General features: G+C 40.9%; 3 protein-coding genes and 1 pseudogene. All 4 read right to left on the reverse strand.

Annotated elements, in window-relative coordinates:
- Positions 1-216, reverse strand: a 216-nt coding sequence (locus O9334_RS07525; protein WP_287999771.1) for an NHLP leader peptide family RiPP precursor, incomplete at its 3' end; no start/stop codon positions are given.
- Between the two features lie 95 nt (positions 217-311).
- Positions 312-1,775 carry a radical SAM family RiPP maturation amino acid epimerase gene (locus O9334_RS07530; protein WP_190356671.1) on the reverse strand — a complete coding sequence of 488 codons (1,464 nt, stop codon included), beginning with the start codon at positions 1,773-1,775 and terminating at the stop codon, positions 312-314.
- Positions 1,776-2,414: 639 nt separating this feature from the next.
- A pseudogene (locus tag O9334_RS07535) lies at positions 2,415-2,618 on the reverse strand (IS4-like element ISAva3 family transposase); the annotation flags it as partial.
- A 145-nt stretch (positions 2,619-2,763) separates the two neighbouring features.
- Positions 2,764-3,195, reverse strand: coding sequence for a transposase (locus O9334_RS07540; protein WP_190356670.1), 432 nt, complete (start codon positions 3,193-3,195; stop codon positions 2,764-2,766).
- Positions 3,196-3,675: the final 480 nt, after the last annotated feature.

Here is a 3,675-nt window from a genome sequence, read left to right on the forward strand (position 1 = left end):
GGTTGAGCTACCACCAGTAGGGGCTACAGGTAACACCAGATGGCGCAGGGTTGGCGTATCTTGAACCACTTGCAGTTCCACATCCTCTGGCACAGACATTCCCGCTTCGGTGAGAACGGCTTTAGGATTGCTCAGTAATTGTTGTTTGAAAGCTGCATCGCGCCAGGCACGGGCGACGATTTCCCCCCAGATTAGTTTGTTGCGTTCGCCAGTCATAGAATAATATCCATTAGTAATTGAGCGTGAGTGGAATATTCATGATCGAGTCGGGCATTAACCCTATTCCGCATAATTAATGCCCCTGAAATTTTTCAAAGAACAGCGGGTTCGGGTTCTTCATTAAGAAAACCGTTCTTGAGAAAACTATTCAGGTTATAGAATGTTTCTTCGAGGGGTGTTTCATGTTGCCGTTCCATTTTGAGGGCTAATTCGCCTGCTGTTTGTTTACCTTCATAGACCCCCTGCACCAGATCTCGCAAATAATCAGAAACATTGTTAAAGTTGTGGTGCAAAAAGGCAGAAGATAACCGAAAACCATTGTCAATATCTTCATACTTCAAGTCAGGACGGAAAGCAACAACTTGATCATGACGCACAGAAGTTTTCATGTGCTGATTGATCATGTCTGTTAATAAATTACGCAAGCTTTCTCCATCGGTAAAAGTGCCTTCTTGGAAAACGTAATAACCCAAAGGCCAACGGTCACTGGCATTACAGGGACTGATTAATTTGACGGAATGATCCACCATATTGAACAAAAATCCTGAGACACAGGCAATAGTTCCCGAAACGGCATCATCAGGATATTCTTCATGGTTTTTCTCGGCCTGTTTACGGTAGTAATCTCGGGCGCGACCCGTAATATGTTTACCGATGTTATGGGCTTCTTTGTTTTGCGTGATCAGTTCCACAAAAGTTAGCTCTTCTGCACTAAACTCGGCATGAACATCCTTGAGCATTTTTAGGGAAATCAACGAGAAACGGTCAATAAATCCTTTTTTCTCGGCTGATAATTTCAACAAGTCACGGGTGCGCTGCGGGTCTTTCATCGGTTGGGCCGTCGTTGTTTGGGGAAAACGACCGAGAATCCGATGGAAATCGATTAAGAATTTTTCATAGTCAGGATTATCGAGAGGATCAGAGGCCCAATAACAAAAACCATGAGCAGCGGCAGGTCCAATAATTTCTTGAAGAACTGTGAGGGTTTCTTGCCACAATTTAGCATTTTCTGGGGTATAGAAAAAGATATCGGAAAGTTTAGGTGCAGACACGCCACAGAACCAACAACCTACCGAACAACCCTTGCTCAATTCTAAGGTCATTGGCGCATGGACAATCGCTTCTCCGTTGCGTTTACCTAACTGACTGTAGCAACGCTGAACTTGTCGGTCTCGCCAAGCTTTGAAACGAGGATCATTGGAGGCACAGAGAACTTTTTGGGATTGGTCGCGATGTTGTTTCTTTTCCCGAATAAAGGCGCGATAACGCATAACCGGTAAGGGAGTTGGTTCAGTTGCCGGATCATGGCTTCTTGCAGCATCAAAGTCCCATAGCAAGCGGATTTCTTCAGGGTCAATCGGTAAGCCATACTGTTCAACTGTGGCCTGGGGATTTTTCAGAAATTCTTCCCGAAAAACATTATCTCCTGTAAATCTTTCTAAGAACTTCTTCACTTCTCCCATTTGTTTCACATATTCCGAAGTTCCAAGATGACGGTCGAAGATAATCGGTTGAATTTTTTGTTTTAATTCGTCAATTTGTTCTTGTGTGTACATATTCCCTCATTGTCTAAGGATTGGTTACTTTTGGGCAGCTGGATCAGGTAATTGCGGTGTTGCTGAATCAAGAGATGAATGCTAACTGTGCGTCGTATCCAAAAGTTAGTTTGGGTCTAGGTTTTAAAAATTTGGCTCTTCTGGTTTCTGTGTGGAAACGAGGTCTATACTGATAGTTTCTGCTGCGGCTCGACGGCTCGACTGAGCATCGCCGAACGTCTGAGCATCGCCGAACGCCAAAATAGTCCTAAAAGTCTTGTCCAATAAGCACTTCAGGATTACATAAGCAAAAATTTTACACAAAGTGGAGAAGAGCCAAAATTCCAGAAAAGAAGATTCATCTCTCAAATCAGTAACGCCGTAATTGCTTGGGGACTGAGGTTAGCAACAGACAAGTCTTCTTGATCTCTGTAACACCTAAATCAGGTTTTATGTCAAGCTATTTTGAAAGCCTTGTTAAAAACCAGTTTTAGGGACAAGTATAATCACTCACTTGCCTAAATAAGATGATCCCCATCTTGAGCCTCGTTAACGGTAAATTAACTCGGTCTTTGGTCTCATTTTTGTTGCCGACTTTTAGGTAACTAACCATTAGAGTATCAGTCAAGTCCCATAACTGTTGAATCCGTACATAAAACTTTACATAGAAGCTGACGAGAACAGGCGTTCGCTTAGAGAGATTAAATTTCCCTCTTGTGATAAAATTAAGTCAACATAGCGCAGTTTATTAAGTAAAGTATCCCCATATATTTGAGGAATCTGTATAAGCTGCAAAATCAAATATACGATTAATATCGTATAAATTTGGATGGTGACACCCTTGACGTTTTTAGTCATTAGTCTATAGCGTTTCCTAAGCTAGTGAGGTACACATATTTTTCTTCCCTTTTGACTTTTGCCTCTTGCCTTTTGCCTAAAACCCATAACTTTTGTACCTCAGCAGACTGAAAAAAGCTATATCTAGCTTTAAGTGCATTTTTAGGAATTTTCAGAGGATTTCTATTGCCCATCGCTGACGATAGCCCTCGGCTATTTCCTCGTTGCTCATAATCTCTATATCTACATTAGTGGCGAATCGATATTCTGTCTTAGTTTCTAAATTGCAAAAACTGATAACCCGACATTTTACTTGTTTCTTAGAGCCGATATAAACCAATTCTCCTTCTTCTTCAAATTCTAATTTATAGTTATTTTTGATTCTGACAATAAAAAGTATCCCACTCTTGGAAATCTCCAGTAGATTCTCAAAGCCACAAAATCCTCTATCCTCTACAGCGATGCCGTTTTTTGGCACTGTTGTCATCATTAATTCCGCAAAACGTTCGTCGTTACTAAAGCCAAAATGAACATGACTTTCTCCAATAGAACCAGTTTCAGCATCTACGCCCATCACTAATTTCATCTGATGATAGCCTGACATCTAAAACAATTTACTGGTCAAAGTAATTACGGTTGACCCTTCGGCTTCGCTCAGGGTCAACGTCGAGCGAAGTGACCTCTGAGCTACGCCGAAGAGTCGAGACGTTGAATCGATAGCAGACAGAGGATGTTCTCTCTTTCCTTTTCTTTTTTTTAGTTCCTGATTTAAGCTCAAATAAATCTGATTAAACGCTTGATAATCTCGGTTTTTACTGGCTTTAGAGAAAGTAGATAAGTCCACCGCTATTCCTTGATGATAAGTTAAGAAAAACAAATCTCGTAAGCTGCCGAGACTTTTATCGAAAATTAGATGAAGCCAGATAAGTACAAATAGCCTTGTATTAGACCTCTTGCATAAATCCGAAAACAAACGATAGAAACAATAATGGGAGGGACTTTCAGTTAATTATTTATTAGTAGTTGATAATCTTCAAAAATGTTGCTGTACAAGGATCGACTTAAGACTTTTGCAAGAGGTCTA

Source organism: Microcystis sp. LE19-8.1F, assembly GCF_027531715.1.
GTDB lineage: Bacteria > Cyanobacteriota > Cyanobacteriia > Cyanobacteriales > Microcystaceae > Microcystis > Microcystis wesenbergii_A.

What these genes read in the sequence shown, in the direction of transcription:
- O9334_RS07530 (WP_190356671.1), bottom strand. Translation starts at nt 1,775, where the DNA reads ATGTACACACAAGAACAAATTGACGAATTAAAACAAAAAATTCAACCG.
- O9334_RS07540 (WP_190356670.1), bottom strand. Translation starts at nt 3,195, where the DNA reads ATGTCAGGCTATCATCAGATGAAATTAGTGATGGGCGTAGATGCTGAA.